Below are 22,557 nucleotides of genomic sequence, written 5' to 3' on the forward strand. Positions count from 1 at the left end.
TTAGGCGGCGCGCCATGCTGGGAATTAACGGAATTACTGTGCGGCTTGGCGGCCGGACCATTATTGACCGCGCAACAGCGGCGATCCCGCCGGGCGGGCGTGTGGGCCTGATCGGGCGCAATGGCGCAGGCAAATCCACTTTGATGAAAGCCATCATTGGCGATATCGAACCGGATGATGGCAGCGTGGATATGCCGCGCAATACGCGGCTGGGATATATCGCGCAGGATGCCCCCGCAGGCACGATGACACCGCTGGAATCGGTACTTGCCGCAGATACCGAACGCACCGAATTACTGGCCGAAAGCGAGGTATGCGAAGACCCCGACCGGCTCGGCGACGTATATGAAAGGCTGCTGGCGATTGATGCCTATTCCGCCCCTTCGCGCGCCGCACGCATTCTGATCGGTCTTGGTTTTGACGAGGCGATGCAGGAACAGCCGATAGACAGCTTCTCCGGCGGCTGGAAAATGCGCATCGCACTGGCTGCGTTGCTGTTTACCCAGCCCGATGTTCTGCTTCTGGATGAGCCATCGAACCATCTGGATCTGGAAGCCACATTGTGGCTTGAAAACTTCCTCAAATCCTATCCCGCCACTGTGCTGGTCATCAGTCACGAGCGTGATCTGCTCAATAATGTGGTCGATAACATCCTTCATCTGCAAGGCGGCAAGCTGACCCTGTATCCGGGCGGGTATGACAGTTTTGAACGTCAGCGCGCCGAACGTGCTGCGCAATTGGAAGCGGCCCGTGCCTCGCAGGAAAACCAGCGTGCGCGTTTACAGGATTACGTCAATCGCAACTCGGCCCGCGCCTCAACCGCGAAACAGGCCCAGTCGCGCGCCAAAATGCTGGCCAAAATGCAGCCGATTGCCGCGCTGATGGAAGACCCCTCGCTCAGCTTTGATTTTCCCCAGCCAACTGAACTGAAACCGCCACTGGTTACGCTGGACCTGGCAGCGGTCGGTTACGAAGACGACACACCTATCCTCCAGCGGCTAAATCTGCGCATCGATCCGGATGAACGCCTCGCTTTGCTGGGCCGGAACGGGAATGGCAAGACAACACTGGCCCGGCTGCTGGCCGCGCAATTGCTACCGATGGATGGCGAAATGAATGCATCGGGCAAAATGAGCGTCGGGTATTTCACCCAGTATCAGGTCGAAGAACTGGCCGGGGACGCCACGCCGCTGGACCATATGACGCGGGTCATGAAAGACGCGAAGCCCGGCGCGGTCCGCGCCCAACTGGGCCGGTTCGGTTTTTCGGGCGAGCGCGCAACCCAGCTGGTCAGCAAACTGTCAGGCGGAGAACGCGCCAGGCTCGCGCTGGCTTTGATTACCCGTCATGCCCCTCATTTGCTGATTTTGGATGAACCCACCAACCACTTGGATGTGGATGCGCGCGAGGCTCTGGTCCAGGCGCTTCATGCCTATAACGGCGCAGTAATTCTGATCAGTCACGACCGTCACATGGTGGAGCTGACCGCAGACCGCCTGGTGCTGGTCGATAGCGGCCGCGCCGAAGATTATGACGGCAGTATGGAAGATTATATCGATTTTGTGCTGGGCCGGAAGCAACCCAAAGCGAGCGATAAACCCAAGCTGCCGCGGAAGGACAAGCATACCGCCGCCAGACAGCGCGCCGATGCGCGGGCTGCGAAGGCTAAACTGGCCGCTTGCGAGAAAGACATTGCTGCGCTGGAGCGGCAGTGTTCGGTAATTGACAAGGCAATGTTCGAACCCGATCAGGCCGCGCCCGAAATCCGCAATTTGTCCATTAGCGATCTGTCCGCGCGGCGCGGCAAATTGACCAAGCAGCTCGAAGAGAAAGAAGCCGAATGGCTTGTCGTGAGCGAGCAGATAGAAGCGCATGAATAGGCCAATGGCACGGCTGATCCTGTTCAATAAACCGCATGGCGTGCTGTCCCAGTTCACCGACCGGGGAACACATAGCACGCGGCCTACCCTTACAGATTTTATCGATATCCCCGGTATCTATCCCGCTGGGCGGCTCGATCGTGACAGCGAAGGGTTGCTGCTGCTTACCGATGACGGCACACTGCAATCGCGGATTACCGACCCGAAATATACCATGCCCAAAACCTATCTCGTGCAAGTGGAAGGCGCACCGGATGACAGCCAGATCGCCGCCTTGTGCGCCGGTATTGAGCTGAAAGACGGGATGACCCGGCCCGCCGCGGCCAGGCGGATCGATGCGCCCATTTTGTGGCAGCGAGATCCCCCGGTCCGCTTTCGTAAAACGGTGCCTGATAGCTGGATCAGCCTGACCATAACCGAAGGGCGCAACCGCCAGGTCAGGCGGATGACGGCGGCGGTAGGATTGCCGACTTTGCGGCTGGTTCGCTGGTCTGTTGGCAAATGGTCGGTCGGCAGGCTGCAGACCGGCCAGTGGCAGGACACCGAGGCACTTCTGTAGCGCCCGTGCCGTAGGTGAGGGGCGTCTACCCGGCTTCGGCCCATTCCAGCGCACCGTCATTATATAGCGCGGCCAACACATCCATCGTCGCCTCATCAGCCATGTCAGCAGCCGGCAATTCTAGCAAATGATCCAGACACAGTTGCTCTGCCAGACGCGCGGCACCGCCCTCGCAAAAATGGCTTTGCCCGTTCACATGCAAATATAGGGTGTTTTTGGCGGCACGGGTGAAGGCAAAACGAAATGCCGGATTACAGCGCAGCACGTGCCCCAGTGCCAATTTTCCTTTGAGCATGGAACGCGTGAGCGGCTCCTGCGGCGACCAGTCAATATCGGGATATTTGGATGCGGTAGTATATGCGCCTGCCCAGCGCGCGAATTCATGCGGATCATTCAATTGTTCCAGCACCATCGCCTGCATCCGCTGCAAAGCCTGCGGTAGAATCTCACCAGGATTGGTCTGAATGGCCAGATCAGGATCAGCGTAACGCGCATCACCGGTCATCCGCAAAAGCACATCATCCGCATAGTCGGCGAGCATCTCGCTGACCGATGGGGCACGGAATCCGACAGAATAGGTCATGCAATTATCGCTGGCCGCAACACCATTATGCGCGATACCGGGCGGCACATACAGCATATCGCCGGGTTCGAGCACCCATTCATCCCTCACCTTAAAATCCGCCAGCAGCAGCAGATCATCATGCGGCAACACTGCGCTGTCCCGGTCACAATTTTGCCCGATTTGCCATTTGCGCAGCCCTGCCCCCTGGATCAAAAACACATCATACTGGTCAAAATGCGGCCCCACCCCGCCGCCATGATTGGCGAGGCTGACCATGACATCATCAATGCGCCAATCGGGTATGAAGCGAAACGGCTGCACCAAAGCTGCGATTTCGGGAATAAACTGGTCAGCGGCCTGAACCAGCAGCGTCCAAGCATTAGGACCCAGTTCCTGAAGCTGCTGTGGCTGCATGGGCCCATGCGTCAGCGCAAGGCCGGTGCCGATGTGTTCTATCAACCGCGATTCTACCGCCGGCTCGCATGCCAGCCCGGCGATGTCGTTCGCGTCAGCCGGGTTCACCCATTCTGTCCACGCATTGCGGATCACAGCCGGTTTTTTCTGCCAGAAATTCGCCAGAAAATCAGCAGGATCAAATTGGCTCAACTTCATAATCTGTCAAATATCCTGAATGAAGGTATGGATCGCACAGCGTTTCGCCTGATAGTAAAACCTGAATTTTTTGTGTAATAATTAGAGTTTCTTTTAATATCGGCTGTATAACTGCATTATGGCCAATATGCGATGGGTACCACAGACTATAAGCGGTAAGGCGCTGGCGATCATTTTGCCAGCCGCGATCCTGCTATTTTCTGTAATGACTTGGGCCGCCTATGATGGGGAGAGACAACGCGCCATCCGTGCAACGATAGAGATGCTCGATGATGACCGCAATCTTGCGCAGCAGCGGCTGGCGCAGCGGTTCGATGCGATTGCCGCCGCCGAACGCAAAGCGGCTAATCTGATGCTGCAGGGCATGACGGGCCCGTCATCCGGGGCCGGCGCATTCAATACTCTGTTTCCGGCCAAGGGTGATGGTACCCGCCGCAGTTCTGCGCTGCTATGGACCGGGCAATCCGGCGTTCTGTCGCCAAAAGGATACGGTGCTTTCATTTCAGCAACGGATGTGCCCGACGAACGGCGCAATGCGTTGATGGCCGCGTACGGTGCGCTGCGATTAATGGCGGAAGGATTGCCCGCAGGGGTAGATAATCTATATTTCTTCTCACCCGATAATGACCTGATCATCTATGCACCCAAGCGCGCGGACCGGCTGGAATTCTACCGGATGAACGCGCCGGCAGATTTTGATTTTCAGAGCGAAGAATTCTCGGCCATTTCCACGCTTTCGGCCAACCCCCAAGGGGTGATGCGGTGCACCGGTTTGCAGCCGAACGTATCCGACACACAGCGCACCACCTGGACAACTGGCTGCATGACGCCTGTACGACAAGACGCAAACCATATCGGGGCATGGGGATCAAGCATTGCGCTGGATGCCATTGTCCCTGCTGTAAGCGCAGTGAACAGCGATAGCGCAATCGCGCAGATCATCGTGACAGCCGATGGGCAATTGATCCGTCATCCCCAATACACCATCCAGTCACGCGCGGAAACAAGTTCGTTTCTGGATCTCAAAAACGCCGATGAAACATCATTGCGCGGTCTGTGGCAATTGCTTGACAGCGCCAAAGCGATGGCAGGATCGGGATACGTCCCGGACGGCGATCAATATTACTCTTTCACAAAACTCAGCCAGCCTGACTGGTGGGTAATTTCTGCGGTTGGGGGCACCGAGGTGCGGCAGGAGGCGCTTAGAGCGGCCCGCCCGATATTGATCGGCGGCACCATTTCCACAGCGGCATTTGCGCTCTTTCTGATAATTTTTTTCCGCCGCCAGATTGCCGCGCCGCTGAACAGCCTGGCCGACCGCGCCGACAGTATTTCTGCTTACGCCAGAATGGACGGGATTGACGCGGCCAACCCGTCTCAAGATGAAGTAGCGCGGCTGAACCGGGCATTCGATGCGATGGAAACGCGGGTGGCGCGCGAACGGCTGCGGATGTCGCAATCCTTTGATACCATGCTGGACGCAATTGATGACTATGCGATTATATTGCTTGATCCCAATGGCAAGATCCGGCGCGCCAATCGCGCAGCCCAGGAGAATTTTCTGTGGGACCCGCGTAAGGAGACCGGTCTGCAACAGATCTTTGATCCAAGCGACGATCCTGAACAGGCCTTGCGCGCGCATCTGCTGCAGGTACAAAGCGAGGGCCGCTTGATCCAATCGGTCAGCCGAATGCGCGGTGATGGGCGGCGGTTCTGGGCTGCAGAAACGACCCAGAGCATTGTCGGCGAAAACGGCCGGACGGACGGCTTTGCCTATATCGCCCATGACGTTAGTGAAGCAAAAGATGCCGAGAACATGTTAGTGGACGCGCGCGACGACGCCAACCGCGCAGCAGATATGCGGATGAACCTGCTGGCCACCGTATCGCATGAGATCCGCACGCCGATGACGGGAATTCTTGGGATGCTCGACACGATGCGGGAGGACGATTCCGCCCGTACCAAGGCGCGGTCGCTCGATCTCATTGAAAGCTCTTCTCATGCAATGATGCGTGTGCTGGATGATGTGCTGCAGCAGGCCCGGCTTGATAGCGGCAAAATCACTCTGGAGCGGCGGACTTTTCTGGCGGGCGACATCATGCGCCAAACCGCACGACTGTTCACGCCCCTAGCGAAGCGAACCGGCGCGCAAATCAAAACCGATATTGCGAGCCGGTCAACGCTGATCGGTGACTCCGCACGGATCCAGCAGGTGCTGGCAAACTTCACAAGTAACGCGGTTAAATTCACGCCGCAGGGAACCATCATACTCGGCTGCCGCGAGCAGATAACCGAAACCGGCCAGGCCGAAATAGCATTTACAGTGAGCGACAATGGCATTGGTATTGCGCCCGGCGCCAAAGACCGTCTGTTTGAGAAATTCGAGCAGGCCGAAGCGAGCACTCAGGCAGAATATGGCGGCACCGGCCTTGGCCTGTCGATTTGCCGCGATTTGGCGCGGATTATGGGCGGGGATGTTGCGGTTGAAAGTGAGCTGGATCAAGGCAGCACATTCACTCTGACCGTTACGCTCGATGTCGAGGAGCCCGACATTGCCGAACAGCCCGGCGTGGGGCAAACCGCATTGGCCATCACACCCGTCGCCACTTCCAGGATATCTGCTGAAGCGGCTTTGGAAAGTCTGGGCTTTACCACGATATGCGCCAGCCAGTTGACCGATCTTGGCCCGGAGCATCATGAATTTTCGGTCATCCTGTTTGATGATGCATATTTCAGGCCATCCCAGATCACTGCGCGGTTTTTGGATGGGCAAGCGATTCCTCTAAGCACCTTTGCGGCGGAGAATGCCGACACTATGTTTCTGACGGTAAATGCAGACATTCTGCGCCGTTTGATTCATAAGGCCCGTAATGCCTGAGACAGCCATCACAACCGGGACGAAATTTGCCGATCTGCCCGCCGAAAAACGGGTTGAAATTCTGGAGCGGAGACTGGCACGCGCGCGGGCCGCCTTGCATGAGGCCGAGACTGCCCTGGAAGGCCGCATGCGCGAGCTGGACACAGCCAACCGTGAACTGACCATGCGCGAAGCAGATCTCGCTGCCAAGCTTGATCTGGAAAGCAATAAACTGCTTTCAGCCCAGAAAAGTGGCGGTTTTGCGACCATTTATGCCGATCATGGCAGCGTGTATCAAAGCTCGTTGCAGCTCAATGACATACTGGGCCTTTCCAGAGCGATCAAGCTTACCCCGGACATCGTGGTCGGCTGCATCCACCCGCTGGATCGCAAGCGCATTTTAGCCGACGCACAGCGATTTTTCGCGGTCCTGCCAGCCTATATCGATCACCGATTTGAGCACCGAATAGTCAAACCCGATGGTGTGATACGCTGGCTGAGATGGAGCCTGCAGAAAAATACCGACGAAAGCGGCGCGTTTCGCAGCGTGTTTGGATCGGTCCATGACATAACCGATAGCCGGGCCAACCAGCGGGCCGTGCGGGCACTGCAATTGCGCGCTGAACGGCGCGTCAAAGAGCTTGCCCTGATAACGGCAAAACTGGAACGCTCCCAGACCCAGACCCAGCAGGCGCTGGACGCGCGGACGCAGTTCCTATCTTATATGGCACATCAGTTCCGGACACCGCTTAACACGTTTTCCGGGATGGTTGACCTGCTTTCCATTGACGGCCAATCGCCTGAAGATGAAGAGCGCATTATGTTTGCACAGCGCGCAGCGGAGCGGCTGGAATCGCTGATTACAGAGGTCATTGCCGAGGCCGATGGGGAAACCAATACCCCGTCGCTGTTCCCGGTCCGCGCCAATCTGACGGCGCTGATCGAACAAACCGCCGATTACTGGAATCGCTCTTCAGAAGATAGTGATGATGGCGGAATGCTATCTGTCACAGCGCGCAACACTTTGCCAGCCGCTGTCTCGGTCGATGCCGCCCGGCTGCGAGAAGCAATCGACAGCTGCGTTGGGTATGGTCTGTCCTCCGCCGGTGATGTCCATCTTCTGGCCGAATGGAACGATGCCCTTTGCATGACGATGGAAGCTGCGCGCCTTGCGCCCGATCTGGATACAGCCGGCCCCGAAAACCTGCTGTCATCCGATCCGCAATTGCGGCGCGCACGCGTGATAATCGAGGCGATGGGCGGATCGCTCAATGCAAATCAAGGTGCGCAGGCCACTCTCCAGCTGATGATCCCTATGCCATTGGACCATTCGGCCCTTGCGCATGCTGATCAGTTTCTGCGCAACAGTCAGGGCGATGAGCCGGCCCTGCTGATTGCGGAGGATACAGAAAGCAACCGGCACGTTCTGGTTGGCCTGTGCAAACGGCTCGGCTGCAAAGTGCAGACGGCGGTCAATGGCGCGGAAGCGGTTGCGGCAGCCAGTGAGCAGAAATTTGACGTCATATTGATGGATGTTCAAATGCCGGTCATGTCAGGCGAAGAAGCCGTCCGGCATATTCGATCAGGCGGCTCCGACAATGCAGCAACGCCCGTGATCGGCGTGACCGCGCACAGCCTGCAGGCAGAGCGCGCCCGGCTGCTCGCATCGGGTATGTCCACCTGCCTGGCCAAACCGATCCAGCCGGCCGAATTGCGCGCCGCGTTGATGACCGCCATGCAGGCGCGCAGCGACAGCGGCGCGATGGACAATCTGTTCGATCTGCGCCGGTTTCGCGAGGCGTTTGGCGCATTACCGGACCAGTTCCATGAAAAGTTTCTGGGTGCAATTCGCGACGATCTCACCACCTATGGCGCCGCGCTGGACCAGGCCATACAGACCGGCGATGATGGCGGGGCAGACCGCCAGGCACATGCATTGAAGGGTATTGCCGGAAATATCGGCGCTATCGCTTTGACCGAGGCCATTGCCGATTACCGCGAAGCACAGCCGGCACAGCGCGCCGCTGCGTCTGCGCGGCTGACCGAAAAAATCGCCGCAACGCTGGAAGCGTGCGGCGATTTATATAAGGCGATGATTGAGAAGGGGTAGGATGCGTGACCGATCGGCGTAGCGATCAATATGCCCCCCGCCCGGTAAGCACTGCGGGAATAGTCCGCGCAAGCAGCCATACATCCGTTGCCAGCCCTTTGCGCTGGAGATAGGCAACATCCATTGCCAATTGACGCTGGAAAGGAATTTCGGCGCGCCCCGATACCTGCCAGATACAGGTGATACCTGGCTTACCGCCCAAACGGCGATAGGCGGTTTTGGAATAGACCGAGACTTCCGATCCCAATGCCGGACGCGGCCCGACGAGCGACATGTGGCCGAGCAATACGTTGAAAAGCTGCGGCAGTTCATCAATCGAAAAACGGCGGATGAACTTCCCGGTCTTTGTGATGCGCGGGTCGTTACGCATTTTGAAGCAAATTCCCTCGCGCTCGCTATCCTTGAGCAATGCCGCGCGGCGTTTCTCTGCATCGGTATACATGGAGCGAAATTTATACATTGGAAAACTGCGGCCATTCTCGCCAATACGGAACTGGCGAAACAGCACAGGCCCGCGATCTTCCAGTTTGATCGCTACCGCAACCGCTACGATGATCGGTAACAGCAAAGCAATCGCCAATGATGCAACAGCGATATCCAGCGCACGCTTGGTGCCATTGGATAGAAACGGTTTGGCCTTTGTCTGGTACCAGCTTTCCGCCAATATATGTTTCAAGAACACCGCATTGCCAGCGATATACCGGTTGGCGAGCCGCCTCGGTTCCATTGCCAATCGCCATATCCATTCGCAGCCTATCGCCCGGATCGGAGCGGGCGCGCGGGGAATACGCCCTGCATAGTAATCGAACAATCCGCCGACGCCCATTATGACGGGCACAGTGATCCGGTGGCGATTACGCGCGATCCATAATTCCTGCTTTGGAACACCCAATCCGATCAGCAATATGCCAGCGCCGGAGGTATTGATAAGATCGATCAATGCCGCTTCCTGCGCGGCAGAAAAATATCCATCCGCGCAGCCTGCAACAGACAGACCTGGCACGGATTTACGCATATTCCGTCCGGCGGTGTCTGCCACATCGGATCCTCCGCCCAACAGAAAAATAGACTGGCCGGCGAGTGCTGCTTCCTGACATATCTCCGGAAACAGATCAGTCCCGTTCAAATTGTCGTGATAGGGCTGATCGGCGAGCTTCGCGGCAATCCGAACACCGCTGCCATCGGGCAAAATCAGATCGCTTGCCCGCAAAGCCGCGGCATAGGCCGCGTCGCTGCGCATTGTGTTGATACAATGCGCGTTGACAAAATTGACGACCATATTCTGGCGCTGAGCGGCGGCTTTCACGATATGCTGTGCCACTTCGGTCTTTGCGCCGGATACCAGCGGAAGGCCAAACAGTGTCACAGTATTGGGCCATGCCAGCATCCCGTCTACCGCCTGCTCAAAACTGAGAGGGGCAGCAAACTGTAAATCGGATTGGATAGCTGCATACTTCATGACTGAAAATCTCCTGTAATGTGAAGACAATTCAGCAGCGATCGTGCCATTTTATCAAAAGCACGACTTTTCAAGGCAATAGATAATTACCCAAAAGTAAACGCGCGCTCCCGCCACACAAATTCGCATTTTGCGATACTATTTTGCGACAGATCGAGCATGTTTCGCATTTTGGGCCAGTAATTCTGACCCACTCGTCGTATCAATTTTAACAAGCCTTTGTTTTTATTATATTTCATGATTCTGGCACGTGTCTTGATTTGTAAGGACCAACTTCACCGGAGAGACACGTGACCCGATCATATTTCGCAAAATGGCTGCCAAGCGGGATGCAATCCATGATTGCAGGTTTCGCGGCCTACGCCTCTGCCGAAGCGGTCACGCGGGTCATCCGTTTGGTATCGATTATCGTCATCGCACGGTTCACCAGCCCGGCCATTCTGGGCACTGCCGCGCTTACATTGAGCCTGTTTGAGCTGGTCCGTGTATTGGCCAATGCCGGTATCGGGCAGCGGATCATAGTGGCGAGCGATCAGGAACTGGACGCCATTTGCAATATGGCGCGCAGGCTGTTCTGGCTGTGCTGCGGACTCGTCGCGCTGGTACAGTTGGGCGTTGCCGCCGTACTCGCCTTGATATTTGGCCAGAGCGATGCAGCGGTGATGCTGGCAGTTTTGTCTGCAGTTTATCTGATTATGCCGCCCGGTCTGGTTCAGATATTTCTGCTGATGCGTGAGGGCCGGATGGCGGCCACCGCGCGAATTGGGGCCAGCCAGACAATTCTCGACCATATTTTTACAATGGTGCTGGTGGTGATCTGGCCTACAGCATGGGCTATTGTACTGCCGAAACTGCTGACCGCCCCGGTCTGGACATTGCTCGCTCGCCGCGCCCGTCCCTGGACGCCGCATTTGACTGCCGGACGCGCCCCGGCGGCGGCATTTCGCGGCATGGCGGGCGGAATTTTGTTGAGCGAGATGATGACTGCCCTGCGCGCACAGGCCGACAAGCTGATCGTCGGCGCGCTGTTCGGCACACAGATGCTAGGTGTGTATTATTTCGCATTCAATGCCGGGCTCGGCATCGCGCAGTCGCTCGTTACCGCCTTTGGTATCGTCCTGTTCCCGCATCTCTCCAAAGTATCCGCTGCCGCGCAGCGGTTGATCGAGGCGCGGCGGGCAGTCATGTTCGGTGCGGCCCTGTTCGTGCCGCTCATCGCCGCGCAATCGGCTCTAGCGCCATTTTATGTCCCGGTGCTGTTTGGTGACAACTGGGCAAACTCCGCCAGCTATGTCGCAATTATGGCGCTGGGCGGTCTGCCTCTGTTTGCCGCCGCGTCGCTGGGTGCATTCTACCGCGCCAACCAGACCGCAGGCGTGGAAGCCAAACTCGGTATTGCCGCGACCATTGCGGCCCTTGGGGGCTTGCTGCTTGGCGCACAGATTTCTCTTAGTGCCGCCTGCTGGGGCTACGTGCTCGGCATGGCAATTGTCTTTCTTCCCCGTGCCCTGCGCGAATTTAGCGCACGGCCCGCCACTTCTCTGTCCCCTGAAAGGATTACCACATGACCCGTCCAACAATTTCGGTAATTACGCCAATCTTCAACGCCTATGAAACGCTATCGACGGCGGTTGCCAGCGTGATGGCGCAAAGCTTCCAGGATTGGGAAATGATCCTGATCGACGATGGTTCAACCGATCAGTCGCTGGCGCTCGCACTGTCCATCGCTGGCGAAGATGACCGTATCCGGGTCATCGGACAGGATAATCGCGGCGTGTCGGAAGCCCGCAATCTGGGTGCCGAGATGGCGCGCGGCACTTTGCTGGCCTTCCTTGATGCCGACGATGCATGGCGTGCTGATAAGCTGGCCATCCATCACCAGCTGCACACGGCCAAGCCGGAGCTCGATGCGAGCTTTGCCCGGATCGCCTTCCGCGAAGATATTACGGGTAATTACGCGAATATCCGCACGCAGAGCACGGTCCCTGACGGCCTTGTATCGCTGGGCGCGGTTATTGCGGATAATCCTGTATGCACGACATCCAATTTGGTTATCACACGGTCCGCGTGGGACAATACCGGCCCGTTCCAGAAAGGCATGAACTATGCCGAGGACCAGGAATGGCTGGCGCGGCTGGTGGCTGGCGGCGGATCGCTTCACGGTATTGACCGCACATTAACCGATTACCGGATGAGCGAAGGCGGGCTGTCTGCCGATCTCGATCAAATGCTACAGGGCTGGCGCTCGCTGGCGTCCCGTTATGCCGATCAGATTGATCTGCGTCAGGCGGAAGCGGTGTATTACCGGTATCTGTCACGCCGCGCATTGCGCACCGGCGGCCCGGCCGCACAGGCCATTGGCTATGCCGCGCGCGGCCTGCGCCGCAGCCCCAAGGGATTTATGGCCGACCCCCGCCGTGGCGGAATGACGATTGCAGGGGCAGTGGCCGGACTGGTCATGCCGGCCCCGCTGCGCAGCCGGGTCTTTGCCTAGATTTCTTGCCCCCCGGTCTTCTCTAATTGCCCCAAAATTTCAGTTCTCTAACTTCCAGGAAAATCCATGTCACACCCCAAAATCTCTGTCGTAATGCCGGTTTACAATGTCGAGGCCTATATTGCCGAAGCCATCGATTCTGTCCTCGCCCAAACTCTGCCCGATTTCGAATTGATCATTGTCGATGATGGGGGAACCGACAATTCGATGGATATCGCCCGCGCTTACAGCGACCCGCGCATCCGGTTTATCAGTCAGACCAATCGCGGCCTGCCCGGCGCACGCAATACCGGCATTGCTGCGGCGCGCGCTCCGCTGATTGCATTGCTCGATTCCGATGACCGGTTTCATCCCGACAAATTGCTGCTGCACTATGTCCACATGCAAGCCAGCCCCAATGTTGGGGTCAGCTATGCCGGATCGGACATGATCGACCAGCATGGCGCAAAACTGGCGGTGGCCATGCATCCTAAGCTGACCGGCATTACAGCCGGGCACATTCTTAAACGCAATCCGGTGGGCAATGGCAGTGCTGCTGTTTTACGCAAAAGCGCGATTGACCGGGCGGCCTTCCCGCACCCGGAAGAGCCAGACCGCATCTGCTGGTTTGATGAAAGTTTCCGTCAGTCAGAAGACATTGAATTCTGGGTCCGGCTGGCCGGTGCATATGATGTCGGATTTGAAGGTATTCAGGGACAATTGACGGATTACCGTATCGTGTCGGGGGCGTTGTCCGCCAATATCGTCAAACAATTTGTCAGCTGGGAAACGATGATCCGTAAAGCGTCGGTCTATGCGCCCGATCTGGTAAAAGAGCATGGACAGGCGGCGCGCGGGTATCAATTACGCTATCTGTCGCGCCGTGCATTGCAACTGGGCGAGGTCAGCTTTGCCGGAACACTTCTGCGCCGCGCACTGGCTGCATCACCGCGCATGGCGTTTGCCGAGCCTAGCAAAACTTTCATTACAGCGGCCGCTGTGGCATTGGGTGCGATAGTCGGTCCGGCTCGATTCAAAGCGATCCTGCGGCCCTATCTGAAAGCAGCATCTCAATGATTGCATCTGAAGCGATGGGAAAAGCGGAGCCATTATCCGATCGTCCCAAGCGCAAAATGGTCCATTTACTGGATGACTTTGGAATGGGCGGCGTGGTCCGGGCTCTTGGAATATTCCAGGAGCCTGAACTGGCCGCCCTTTCTGCGTCTGACATCCTGCCTGTTTCAGCAAACACGCATATCGCGCCGGTCGTTGATGCCGATATCATCATCACGCATTTTCCGCCGAGCTGGGCGCGGTTAGGTTTCTTTGCCAGCTTGCGTTATCGCAATCCGGCAGCGAAGCTGATCCATGTCGAGCACAGCTACACCCGCAATTTTGAAACCTTGCATGTCAAAAGCCCGCGGCGTTTCCGCTTGATGCTGCGATTGGCGCTTCGCTCTTTTGATCAGATCGTCTGCGTGTCCAACGCGCAGCGCGAATGGCTTGCGCACGCTGCCGCTATCGCCGACCAGCGAATACAGACGGTTTATCCGTGGAGCGGGCGGGACGAACTAGCCACGCTTGCGCCGCCCATGCGCAGCGCCGAAATGCCCTTGCGCCTTGCAGCCTATGGCCGGTTTGATGCCATCAAGAATTTCGGTCCGCTGGTTGATGCCGTGGCCGCCATTGGCCCAGCGGTCGAACTGTATCTTGGCGGATCAGGACCGCAGGAAGCCGCATTGGTGAAGAAATCATTGGGCGTTTCCAATGTCACACTGTGCGGCCAGATCACCGATGTTGGCGCATTTTTGGGGCAGGCGGATGCTGTTATCGTGCCCTCCTTGCGCGAATCTTATGGACTCGTCGCTACAGAAGCCCGGCTGGCAGCACGGCCCATCATCGTCTCCGATGCAGATGGTTTGCCCGAACAAGTCGGGACGAGCGGATTATCTGCGCCGTGCAGCACTGCGGAGGAGATCACTGCGGCCATCGCGCGCTTTCAAGCCATGCCTTTTGCAGCAATGAGCAGAGCCGCGCGCAGCGAAAGCGCAAGCCTGAGAAGCGATAGCCTCGCCCGGTGGGCAGCTTTGCTGGCAGACTAATGCGCCCGGCTTGGCGGCGCTTTCAATGCCAGCCCGATCACAATTAATGCCGGCCAGTAAAGATAGCTCAATATCTCGAGATTCTCGCCAAAACTGTACAATACCAGTACCAGAACCATACCGAACGCCGTGCGCGGCAACGCATCCGAGACACCTTTGGCTGCCAGTACAATGACACTGAGAGCGAGCGGAACGGCCAGTGCAAGCGCGCCAACCAAGCCCTTTACAAACAGCAAACCGTACCAGCTATGATGGCTGCCAATCGGCATATATTCCACCATATGCGGCCCATTTTCAACCACGCCGTGACCAAACCAGGGCGCTTCGTTCTCCCAGCGTTCGATAGCGATCCGGCCCAGCGCCTCTCGCACGCGGCTAGAATCTGCCCGGGCCCCGCGAAAATCGCTCATGATCTGGTCAGCCAGTTCGATCAGCACCGGGCCGAACAAACCGGCCAATAGCACCGCCGGTACTGCGGCCATCCACAAGGCCGGGGACCGTGTCCGGCCGAGCATATAGAGCACAGGTACAATCAGGATGATCGCCACCAGAGCCAGGCGCGATTGCGACAGCACGGCCAGCGCAAGACCGGCAATTATGCCTGTCACTTTCCATCCCAGATGGCGTTCCTGCGCGGCCAGCACAACATAGACCACCGCGATCATGCCGGCAGCGGGCGACCACGGCGCGAAAAACTGCCACCGCGGAGTGCCTGCCCCCGGTTCGATCGTGTACAATGTAGCCGCAAAATATTCCGAACCCGCGCCGCCCAGTATCTGCAGCGGCGATACCCACAAAGTATCGGGCAAGCCGATGAATGGAGCGGCGATGAATACCGGTAATATGATCAGCGTTTGAAGGCCCAGCTTGCAAATAGCGCGGTAAATATACTCTGCCCGAATATGCAGAACCGAAGCCGCGAACGGAAATAACGCAATCAGCGCCCAGCCCTTCGCCCAACCGATCGAGGATTTGATCGTTTTTGCTGCACCAAGATTGAAATTGCTATGCCCGATCCATAGCACCACCAGCATCACCAGCATGGCCGCAAGCCACACCTGGATAACCAGGCCGGGCTGCGGCGGACGGTTCGCGGGCGCCAGACCCGGTGCGAGATATAACTCGCGCGCAGCCATCAGTGCAAGAATCCAGCCAAGCGCGGGACCGGCAATATACAATCCGCCCACCAGCCAAAGGGCCCAGGTGGACTGGATCGTGACCGATATCAGGCGTTCGGCAGGAGTTTGCGGATGATCGGCTGACGTAGCCATAACAGCATGAATCCAATGAAGAGGAGGAACGAGGCCGCAACCGCCCCGCCAATTGCGAAGGCAGGTTTGGGTGATGCTTTCGCGCGCGGCATGGTTGGTGCTTCCAAGGTCTGAACCAGCGGATAAGACGCAAAAGGATCTGATTTGTTGGTATCGACCCGCGCCAAGGCGGAACTGAAGACTGCCTCCGCCACGCGCAATTCACGGGTCAGTGAGGCAAGCTCCGACGCTTGTTCAACCAATTTGCCGGACTGTGCGGTTTGTTGCCCAATCTGATTGCGGATTTCAGCCAGGGCAGCAGCCGAACCGGCGTTCTGGCTATCCCCCACCAGCAGCCCCTCAAACAGCGACGCGCGCGTATCGGATACTGACAGTTCCGCAAAATTGAGGATGGTGGACGCGCTCAGGCCAGCAACAGCTGCACCGCGTTTGGCCATCGCACGTTCCAGTTCTTCCCGCTCGGCCCGGACCTGCGCCATGCGCGTGTGCGCCGGGCCAAGAGTGCCGCTTTTTTCGGTTTCGTCCGTCAGCACTTCGGAATAGCGCCGCAGCAAATTCTGAAACGCTGGGTCGGAAGACAGACGCAGCGCGCGGTTGGCGGTGCCTGCCGACACGCGCAGGTTGGAGGCCAGCCGCCGGGTCATCGCTGCCGTCTGGCTGCGTGCGGTACGCGCTTCGCGCTCACGGGCCTTGAGATCATCCATTGCGGCAATGCGGCTGTTAAACTGATCGAGCGATACGAGGCCAGAGCGTCCCTGGAATTCGAGCAGTTTAAGCTGCGCAGCCGCAACCTTTTTCGCCAAGGCTTCAATCCGCACCTTTCCCGCCTCCTCACGGGCATCGGCCTCATCATTGCGCAGAGTATCCAGTGACGAGAGAAATGCCTCGCGCAGAGCCGTGGAACGTTTGTGAGCCTGATCCGGCGTGGAACCTGAAACGCTGACAGCGATCAGGTTGGTCTGATCGACCAGCCTGATATCTGGCGTAGGAAAATCCCCTGCCTCTTCGCCAATTTGGCTTGCTGCAGTGCTGACCACCAGATCAGACATGAGCAGCCGTTTGTAATTTTCGGTCGGACTCAATGTCGGGCTCGAAAATGCCGAAGAGGTCGTGGCGCTGGCTTGACCGATGGATTCCAGGTTAAGCGTTCCGCCTACTCCGCTGCCGGGAAGGATCAATGTCATATCGCTATCATAGCGTGTCGGGGCGAGCGCGATATACGCGATCGTCAGGAACCAGATAGCCAGCAGAGGCGGCAACAGGGCAATGATATAACGGCGGTACCGGCCAACCGATGGCAGGCCATCGCGCACAACGCCCCATATCCGCACCAGCTTGCGCGGCTGCCGGACATCCACGAATTGTTGATGATTGTGCTGTGACATCAGTTTGCTGCGTTGCTGAGGATGATTGCGGGTGTGGCGGTATTGGCTAGGTCTGATACCAGCCCCAGCGCCTCACGGAAATTCGTCCACCGGCTGTCGTAGCAGGCAATCGCATCATCGGGCATCAGAAAAGGGTTGGCTTCATCGCGATTGGCAGACCGTACCAGCATTTCGATATCGCGCTCGATGACAACGCTTTGGCCGTTTTGTGGATTGCTGGAAATCAGGATTGCGCGGCGGCCCGATTGCATCGCCGATCCGCCGACACAGTTCATCGCAACAAGCCCCTGCAGCAGACGCGTCCCATAAGGCAGCGATCCGGTTTTCTCACCGATAGCCGCGCCTGCATTGTTATTGGCGCCGCGCGTCAAATTGGACATGTGAACCCGGATACCTGGCTGGGTCAGCGCGGTGGGGCGAACCAGATCGGGATCAAAGCACGATGTTTCCGGCACAATCACGCGGTCGCCAGCCGACAGGGCGGGATTGGCAGCGGTCCAACCTTTCACCCAGCCGCTCATATCGAACACCGCATAATGATCGCCGCGGATTAAGTGCACTCGGGTGATATCAGCATCGGGACGGACTCCTGCAGCGGCGCGAATGGCAGCCGATAATGTACGGCCAGGATTATCGTCTCCGGTCACAGCGCCTTCGCGCTGGCCAACGCGGCTGTCGGGACGGCGCTCGCCAGGGCGGACGCTACCGGCGGAGAATACCGCGCCGGAGATCGACACCGGGATACCGCCGCTTTCTATCATGCGTACACTCACCGAACGTGCCAGCGGCTGGATCAGTCCAGCTGCCGTTAATTCGCGCTGCAAAAAATTGGCGGCATCTGTGTGCGACATACCGCCGATCTGAACAGGCCGATAACCGTGCAGATGCAAGCTGCCGTCGCTTTCGATCATATACAGCCCGGTGAGCATATCGGTATCGCCCGCCACGTCGATTTGAATACGGTCTCCGGCGGCCAATTGCGCACGGCTATTTTGCCACACCGCCGGGTCTATCTGGGTCAAGCCGGTCAGATCCACGGGCAGGCGCATCTGGCAGGGTGTATTCGCAGAGGTAATGGCCGCCTCGCGGTGCCAGGGCCCTTCGGGCTGATCGGTTTGCGGAGCTGCTTGGCCCGGGGCCCAATTGCTGCTCGCAAAATTGCTTGGCGCCGGGCCGGAGACGCAGCCCGTTAGGGTCAATGCGGCCAGACTGACAGCTGTGCACAATTTGGTAAATGCAAGTTTCGGCATCGGAAATTCCTCGGGGCTATTCAATCTGCCCTAGCCTCTTCAAGTTGCGTGCCAGTTCCGCCACACCTCGTAAAAACCCGTGGTTCGCTGCGGTTTGCAACAAAGTTTCGCAAAACGCGTTGGATACGTTTCGCATTTTGCAACTATTTTCGCATATTGCATGAAATGAAGCGAAGGATATTCGATCCGTAATCCGTAAAGTGCCGCATTCTGGGCGGCATGGTTCTTGCTGGGCTTGCCAAGCAGAATTGACAGGAGAACCCATGAAGGGCCTTATATTTACCGAATTGATGGATTTTATGGAACACAAGGCAGGAGCGGAATTTGCCGAGGACGTCCTCGATGCAGCGGACCTGCCCAATGGCGGGGCCTTTACCGCGATTGGCACCTATCCTGCTGCCTATGCGCTCAATATGGTCGCCATCGCATCGGACAAGAGCGGTATTCCGGCCGCCGAGCTGTCTGCCGAATATGGCGAGTGGCTGTTTCACCGCTTTACCGTTCTGTACCCTGATATTATCGACCGATACCCGACCGCAGAAATCATGCTGGATCATGTCGGCTCGCATATTCACGAGGAAGTCGTGATCCTGTATCCCGATGCAAAACCGCCGCACATCAGTATGCAGCGTGAGGATGGCCATCTGGTCGTCAATTATTCCTCCCACCGGCCAATGGCGCATGTCGCATTCGGTTTGGTCAAAGGCTGCCTTGCCCATTACCGCGACAGCCGGATCGTCGAGTGGCTGACACAGGCCGATCCGACCTCCGCCTCGTTCCGCATTACTGATATGGGATGGGCCGCAGCATGACATCCTGCCGTGTCCTGATTGTCGAAGACAGCGCGTCGCTCGCGATGAGCTATGCTGCGCAGGTCACTCAGGCCGGCCATAGCGTGGAGGTTTGCGGCACCGGAGCGGAAGCGGTCGAGTTTTTTACCGGCCAGCAGGTATTTGATGTCGTATTGCTCGATTTGCAATTGCCTGATGCGAACGGCCTTGATTTGCTGAAAGACTATGCCGCCGCACTGTCTGATACCAGCGTGATCGTGATTACCGCCGATGGCTCGCTGTCCCGTGCGGTTGATGCAATGCGGCTCGGCGCGTATGATTTCATTGTTAAACCGGTCAATTCTGAACGTCTGTTGACCACCGTGCGTAACGCTGCCGAACGCGGTATTCTGGCGCGCGAAGTGAAGGCGGTCCGCGCGACTAAGAAGAAAGACCGGTTTCACGGCTTCGTTGGCGATTCCACGCTCATGCAGGCGGTCTACCGATCCATCGAGAACATCGCGGATTCGGGCGCAACCGTGTTCATCACTGGTGAGAGCGGAACAGGTAAGGAGGTGGCGGCAGAGGCGATCCACAATAGCGGCCGCCGCGCAGGCAAGCCATTTGTGGCACTCAATTGCGGCGCGATCCCGGAAAACCTGCTGGAATCGGAAATTTTCGGCCATGTCAAAGGCGCATTTACAGGCGCGCTTGAAAACCGCATCGGTGCCGCAAAGGAGGCCGATGGCGGCACGCTTTTCCTTGATGAAATCTGCGAGATGGAGCTCAAGCTGCAAGTTAAATTGCTGCGTTTCCTGCAAACCGGTATGATCCAGCGCGTTGGAGCAAGCAAACCAGAGGCGGTGAATGTGCGCGTGTTGTGCGCGACCAATCGCAATCCTGCGCTTGAGGTTGCCGAAGGACGTTTTCGTGAAGATCTCTATTACCGCCTCAACGTTATTCCGCTGCAGCTGCCTCCGCTGCGCGAACGCGGTGATGATGTGCTGCAGATCGCCAATGCTTTCGCCGAGCGGTTTGCACGCGAAGAAGGGCGCGAGATTGACGGGCTGACCCCGGCCAGCCGTGACGCCATCACCGCGCATAGCTGGCCAGGCAATGTGCGCGAGTTGCAGAACACGATCCGGCGCTCGATTGTCATGGGGTCCGGCCCTGAATTATCGGTCACTCTGTCTGCTGGTCCGGTGTCGCCTCCGCCTGGTGAGCACAGCGGCACCGCCGCCCACGCGCCGCTCCCCGATACCCCGTCACAGCATGGCGGGCTTGCGCAGTTCAGTTCCATGACGATGGATTCCATCGAACAGATCGTCATCGCACAGCGGATCGAGAAAATGGATGGCAATGTCACCAAGGCCGCGCGGTCGCTGGAAATCAGCCCCTCCACAGTGTACCGAAAACTCGAAAAGTGGAATGCCGCGCCGTAAGGTGCAGCCGCGGCCAAGGGCCTTTCGACATGGCACGTGATCTGCCGTGCGGGCAATAATGTTGCACCAGCCAGTATTTTGGCGGCCAGTATGGGGCCCGCAATTTTGATCGGGTATGGACTCGGTTTAGATAGGCCAGCATAGACGCAGCACAGCCGCTGCCCTTCGCGGCAGCATACAGTCACCATTACGGCAATCGGGATCCCTACATGGCCACTGATCAGACCAGCGCGCCTGCGCCCAGACGCAACGCTTTCACACGCTTTCTGGACGGGGTGGAATGGCTGGGCAATTTGCTGCCGCATCCGGTAACGCTGTTCGCTTTGCTGGCGCTTGGCATTGTGTTGCTGTCGGGCCTGATGGGCTGGCTGGGCGTGGCGGTCGAAGATCCCCGTCCCGCCGGCGCCACGGGCGTGTCCGAAGATGGGATGATCCGCGCAGTCAGCCTGATGGATGGCGACGGCGTCCGCCGGATTTTCACCAATCTTGTCGGTAATTTCACCGGCTTTGCTCCGCTGGGCGTGGTACTGGTCGCGATGCTTGGCGTGGGCGTGGCGGAAAAATCCGGGCTGCTTTCGGCTGCTGTGCGCAGTATGGTCCTTGGCGCGCCAAAACATCTGGTCACGGTCGCGATCGTGTTTGCCGGCATCGTCTCCAATACCGCATCGGAAGTGGGCTATGTCGTCCTGATCCCGCTGGCCGCTGCAATTTTCTACGCTTTGGGCCGTCATCCATTGGCGGGCATGGCAGCGGCCTTTGCCGGCGTTTCGGGCGGGTACAGTGCCAATTTGTTGATCGGCACAATCGATCCGCTGCTGGCCGGAATCACGCAAGAGGCGGCGCGGCTGATCGATTCCGATTATATCGTCGTGGCCACAGCCAACTGGTATTTTATGGTCGCATCGACATTTCTGATCACCATTATCGGTTCGCTGGTAACGATTTTTATCGTCGAGCCCAAATTGGGCGCATATGATTCCAGCCGCGCAGACCCCGCCGTGCTGGACGATAATATGATGGAGCCATTGGGTGATCATGAGCGCCGGGGATTGCGCTGGGCAGGGATTGCGCTGCTTGCCGTACTGGCATTTATGGCGCTCACATTGCTGCCCGAATGGGGCGTGCTGCGAAATCCGGACACAGGCGACCGGATCAATTCTCCGTTCTTCAAAGGCTTCGTCGTCTGGATTCTGATCTTCTTTATCGCCACCGGCTATGCCTATGGCCGCGCAGCAAAATCCATGAAGACGGACCGCGATGTCATCGACGCGATGGCGGCTGCGCTGTCCTCTCTCGGCCTGTATATTGTGCTGGTATTCTTCGCTGCGCAATTTGTGGCGTTTTTCGGGTGGACCAATCTGGGCGCGATCACTGCCGTGACCGGTGCAGGGTTCCTGCAAGAAACGGGCATGACCGGACCGGTGATCTTTTTCGCGTTCATCTTGATGTGCGCGCTGATCAACCTCTCGCTCGGTTCGGCATCGGCACAATGGGCCGTGACCGCGCCGATATTCGTTCCGATGCTGATGTTGATCGGCTATTCGCCCGAAGTCATTCAGGCGGCATACCGGATTGGCGATTCCACCACCAATATCATCACCCCGATGATGAGCTATTTCGGTCTGATCCTGGCATGGGCCACACGCTATGACAAGAACCTGGGCGTGGGCACGTTGATTGCGATGATGCTGCCTTATACCATGTTCTTCCTGCTGTTCTGGTCTGCCTTCTTCTATGTCTGGACGTTTGCGCTGGGCATCCCGGTAGGGCCCGGTTCGCCGACCTATTACACGCCGTAAATCCGGCAGCGCGGAAGCAGTCG

The 22,557-nt window shown here is 57.8% G+C and carries 16 protein-coding genes; 11 read left to right on the forward strand and 5 right to left on the reverse strand.

Annotated elements, in window-relative coordinates; genetic code table 11:
- Positions 1-14 precede the first annotated feature (14 nt).
- Together WA922_RS07050 and WA922_RS07055 are read left to right on the forward strand one after the other, a co-directional pair.
- Positions 15-1,880 carry an ABC-F family ATP-binding cassette domain-containing protein gene (locus tag WA922_RS07050; RefSeq protein ID WP_424770974.1) on the forward strand — a complete coding sequence of 622 codons (1,866 nt, stop codon included), beginning with the start codon at positions 15-17 and terminating at the stop codon, positions 1,878-1,880.
- A gap of 4 nt (positions 1,881-1,884) precedes the next feature.
- Positions 1,885-2,439 (forward strand): pseudouridine synthase, encoded by a 555-nt coding sequence (locus tag WA922_RS07055; RefSeq protein ID WP_424770975.1) that lies wholly within the window; start codon positions 1,885-1,887, stop codon positions 2,437-2,439.
- A 25-nt stretch (positions 2,440-2,464) separates the two neighbouring features.
- Here the strand turns inward: WA922_RS07055 and WA922_RS07060 are convergent, their stop codons facing one another.
- Positions 2,465-3,616 (reverse strand): cupin domain-containing protein, encoded by a 1,152-nt coding sequence (locus WA922_RS07060; protein WP_424770976.1) that lies wholly within the window; start codon positions 3,614-3,616, stop codon positions 2,465-2,467.
- 127 nt (positions 3,617-3,743) lie between these two features.
- Between WA922_RS07060 and WA922_RS07065 the strand changes: the two genes are divergently transcribed.
- On the forward strand, positions 3,744-6,494 hold the full coding sequence (locus tag WA922_RS07065; RefSeq protein WP_424770977.1) for a PAS domain-containing sensor histidine kinase: 2,751 nt from the start codon (positions 3,744-3,746) through the stop codon (positions 6,492-6,494).
- A complete protein-coding gene (locus WA922_RS07070; RefSeq protein ID WP_424770978.1) occupies positions 6,487-8,583 on the forward strand; it encodes a response regulator in 2,097 nt (698 codons plus the stop codon). Before WA922_RS07065 ends, WA922_RS07070 begins: the two co-directional genes overlap by 8 nt.
- A gap of 25 nt (positions 8,584-8,608) precedes the next feature.
- Here the strand turns inward: WA922_RS07070 and WA922_RS07075 are convergent, their stop codons facing one another.
- Positions 8,609-10,042 (reverse strand): WecB/TagA/CpsF family glycosyltransferase, encoded by a 1,434-nt coding sequence (locus WA922_RS07075; protein WP_424770979.1) that lies wholly within the window; start codon positions 10,040-10,042, stop codon positions 8,609-8,611.
- 290 nt (positions 10,043-10,332) lie between these two features.
- Between WA922_RS07075 and WA922_RS07080 the strand changes: the two genes are divergently transcribed.
- The 4 genes from WA922_RS07080 (at position 10,333) to WA922_RS07095 (ending at position 14,617) form a co-directional block, all read left to right on the forward strand.
- Positions 10,333-11,610 carry an oligosaccharide flippase family protein gene (locus WA922_RS07080; protein WP_424770980.1) on the forward strand — a complete coding sequence of 426 codons (1,278 nt, stop codon included), beginning with the start codon at positions 10,333-10,335 and terminating at the stop codon, positions 11,608-11,610.
- Positions 11,607-12,536, forward strand: a complete 930-nt coding sequence (locus WA922_RS07085) for a glycosyltransferase family 2 protein (protein WP_424770981.1) — start codon at positions 11,607-11,609, stop codon at positions 12,534-12,536. Before WA922_RS07080 ends, WA922_RS07085 begins: the two co-directional genes overlap by 4 nt.
- A gap of 66 nt (positions 12,537-12,602) precedes the next feature.
- Complete coding sequence (locus tag WA922_RS07090; RefSeq protein WP_424770982.1) at positions 12,603-13,592, forward strand: glycosyltransferase family 2 protein; 990 nt, start codon at positions 12,603-12,605, stop codon at positions 13,590-13,592.
- Positions 13,589-14,617 (forward strand): glycosyltransferase family 4 protein, encoded by a 1,029-nt coding sequence (locus WA922_RS07095; RefSeq protein WP_424770983.1) that lies wholly within the window; start codon positions 13,589-13,591, stop codon positions 14,615-14,617. Before WA922_RS07090 ends, WA922_RS07095 begins: the two co-directional genes overlap by 4 nt.
- Here the strand turns inward: WA922_RS07095 and WA922_RS07100 are convergent.
- Genes WA922_RS07100 through WA922_RS07110 form a run of 3 tightly spaced genes read right to left on the reverse strand, consistent with a single transcriptional unit; the run spans position 14,614 to position 18,523 of the window.
- Complete coding sequence (locus tag WA922_RS07100) at positions 14,614-15,888, reverse strand: O-antigen ligase family protein (protein WP_424770984.1); 1,275 nt, start codon at positions 15,886-15,888, stop codon at positions 14,614-14,616. The genes WA922_RS07095 and WA922_RS07100 overlap by 4 nt on opposite strands.
- Positions 15,843-17,273, reverse strand: a complete 1,431-nt coding sequence (locus tag WA922_RS07105) for a GumC family protein (RefSeq protein ID WP_424770985.1) — start codon at positions 17,271-17,273, stop codon at positions 15,843-15,845. Before WA922_RS07105 ends, WA922_RS07100 begins: the two co-directional genes overlap by 46 nt.
- Positions 17,273-18,523: a polysaccharide biosynthesis/export family protein gene (locus WA922_RS07110; protein ID WP_424770986.1), complete on the reverse strand. Its 1,251-nt coding sequence runs from the start codon at positions 18,521-18,523 to the stop codon at positions 17,273-17,275. Before WA922_RS07110 ends, WA922_RS07105 begins: the two co-directional genes overlap by 1 nt.
- A 263-nt stretch (positions 18,524-18,786) precedes the next feature.
- On the opposite strand from WA922_RS07110, the gene WA922_RS07115 reads away from it, so the two are divergent.
- The 3 genes from WA922_RS07115 to WA922_RS07125 all read left to right on the forward strand — a co-directional run bounded on the left by WA922_RS07115 (position 18,787) and on the right by WA922_RS07125 (position 22,534).
- Complete coding sequence (locus WA922_RS07115) at positions 18,787-19,335, forward strand: heme NO-binding domain-containing protein (RefSeq protein ID WP_424770987.1); 549 nt, start codon at positions 18,787-18,789, stop codon at positions 19,333-19,335.
- Complete coding sequence (locus tag WA922_RS07120; protein ID WP_424770988.1) at positions 19,332-20,735, forward strand: sigma-54-dependent transcriptional regulator; 1,404 nt, start codon at positions 19,332-19,334, stop codon at positions 20,733-20,735. The genes WA922_RS07115 and WA922_RS07120 overlap by 4 nt, the downstream gene beginning before the upstream one ends.
- A 209-nt stretch (positions 20,736-20,944) precedes the next feature.
- On the forward strand, positions 20,945-22,534 hold the full coding sequence (locus WA922_RS07125) for an AbgT family transporter (RefSeq protein WP_424770989.1): 1,590 nt from the start codon (positions 20,945-20,947) through the stop codon (positions 22,532-22,534).
- Positions 22,535-22,557 lie beyond the last annotated feature (23 nt).

The organism is Pontixanthobacter sp. (assembly GCF_049682855.1).
In the GTDB taxonomy this organism is placed as follows: Bacteria; Pseudomonadota; Alphaproteobacteria; order Sphingomonadales; family Sphingomonadaceae; genus Pontixanthobacter.

Excerpts from the sequence above, each read along its gene's own strand:
- WA922_RS07050 (WP_424770974.1), top strand. The coding sequence starts at position 15 with ATGCTGGGAATTAACGGAATTACTGTGCGGCTTGGCGGCCGGACCATT.
- WA922_RS07055 (WP_424770975.1), top strand. The coding sequence starts at position 1,885 with ATGGCACGGCTGATCCTGTTCAATAAACCGCATGGCGTGCTGTCCCAG.
- WA922_RS07060 (WP_424770976.1), bottom strand. The coding sequence starts at position 3,616 with ATGAAGTTGAGCCAATTTGATCCTGCTGATTTTCTGGCGAATTTCTGG.
- WA922_RS07065 (WP_424770977.1), top strand. The coding sequence starts at position 3,744 with ATGCGATGGGTACCACAGACTATAAGCGGTAAGGCGCTGGCGATCATT.
- WA922_RS07070 (WP_424770978.1), top strand. The coding sequence starts at position 6,487 with ATGCCTGAGACAGCCATCACAACCGGGACGAAATTTGCCGATCTGCCC.
- WA922_RS07075 (WP_424770979.1), bottom strand. The coding sequence starts at position 10,042 with ATGAAGTATGCAGCTATCCAATCCGATTTACAGTTTGCTGCCCCTCTC.
- WA922_RS07085 (WP_424770981.1), top strand. The coding sequence starts at position 11,607 with ATGACCCGTCCAACAATTTCGGTAATTACGCCAATCTTCAACGCCTAT.
- WA922_RS07090 (WP_424770982.1), top strand. The coding sequence starts at position 12,603 with ATGTCACACCCCAAAATCTCTGTCGTAATGCCGGTTTACAATGTCGAG.
- WA922_RS07095 (WP_424770983.1), top strand. The coding sequence starts at position 13,589 with ATGATTGCATCTGAAGCGATGGGAAAAGCGGAGCCATTATCCGATCGT.
- WA922_RS07100 (WP_424770984.1), bottom strand. The coding sequence starts at position 15,888 with ATGGCTACGTCAGCCGATCATCCGCAAACTCCTGCCGAACGCCTGATA.
- WA922_RS07105 (WP_424770985.1), bottom strand. The coding sequence starts at position 17,273 with ATGTCACAGCACAATCATCAACAATTCGTGGATGTCCGGCAGCCGCGC.
- WA922_RS07110 (WP_424770986.1), bottom strand. The coding sequence starts at position 18,523 with ATGCCGAAACTTGCATTTACCAAATTGTGCACAGCTGTCAGTCTGGCC.
- WA922_RS07115 (WP_424770987.1), top strand. The coding sequence starts at position 18,787 with ATGAAGGGCCTTATATTTACCGAATTGATGGATTTTATGGAACACAAG.
- WA922_RS07120 (WP_424770988.1), top strand. The coding sequence starts at position 19,332 with ATGACATCCTGCCGTGTCCTGATTGTCGAAGACAGCGCGTCGCTCGCG.
- WA922_RS07125 (WP_424770989.1), top strand. The coding sequence starts at position 20,945 with ATGGCCACTGATCAGACCAGCGCGCCTGCGCCCAGACGCAACGCTTTC.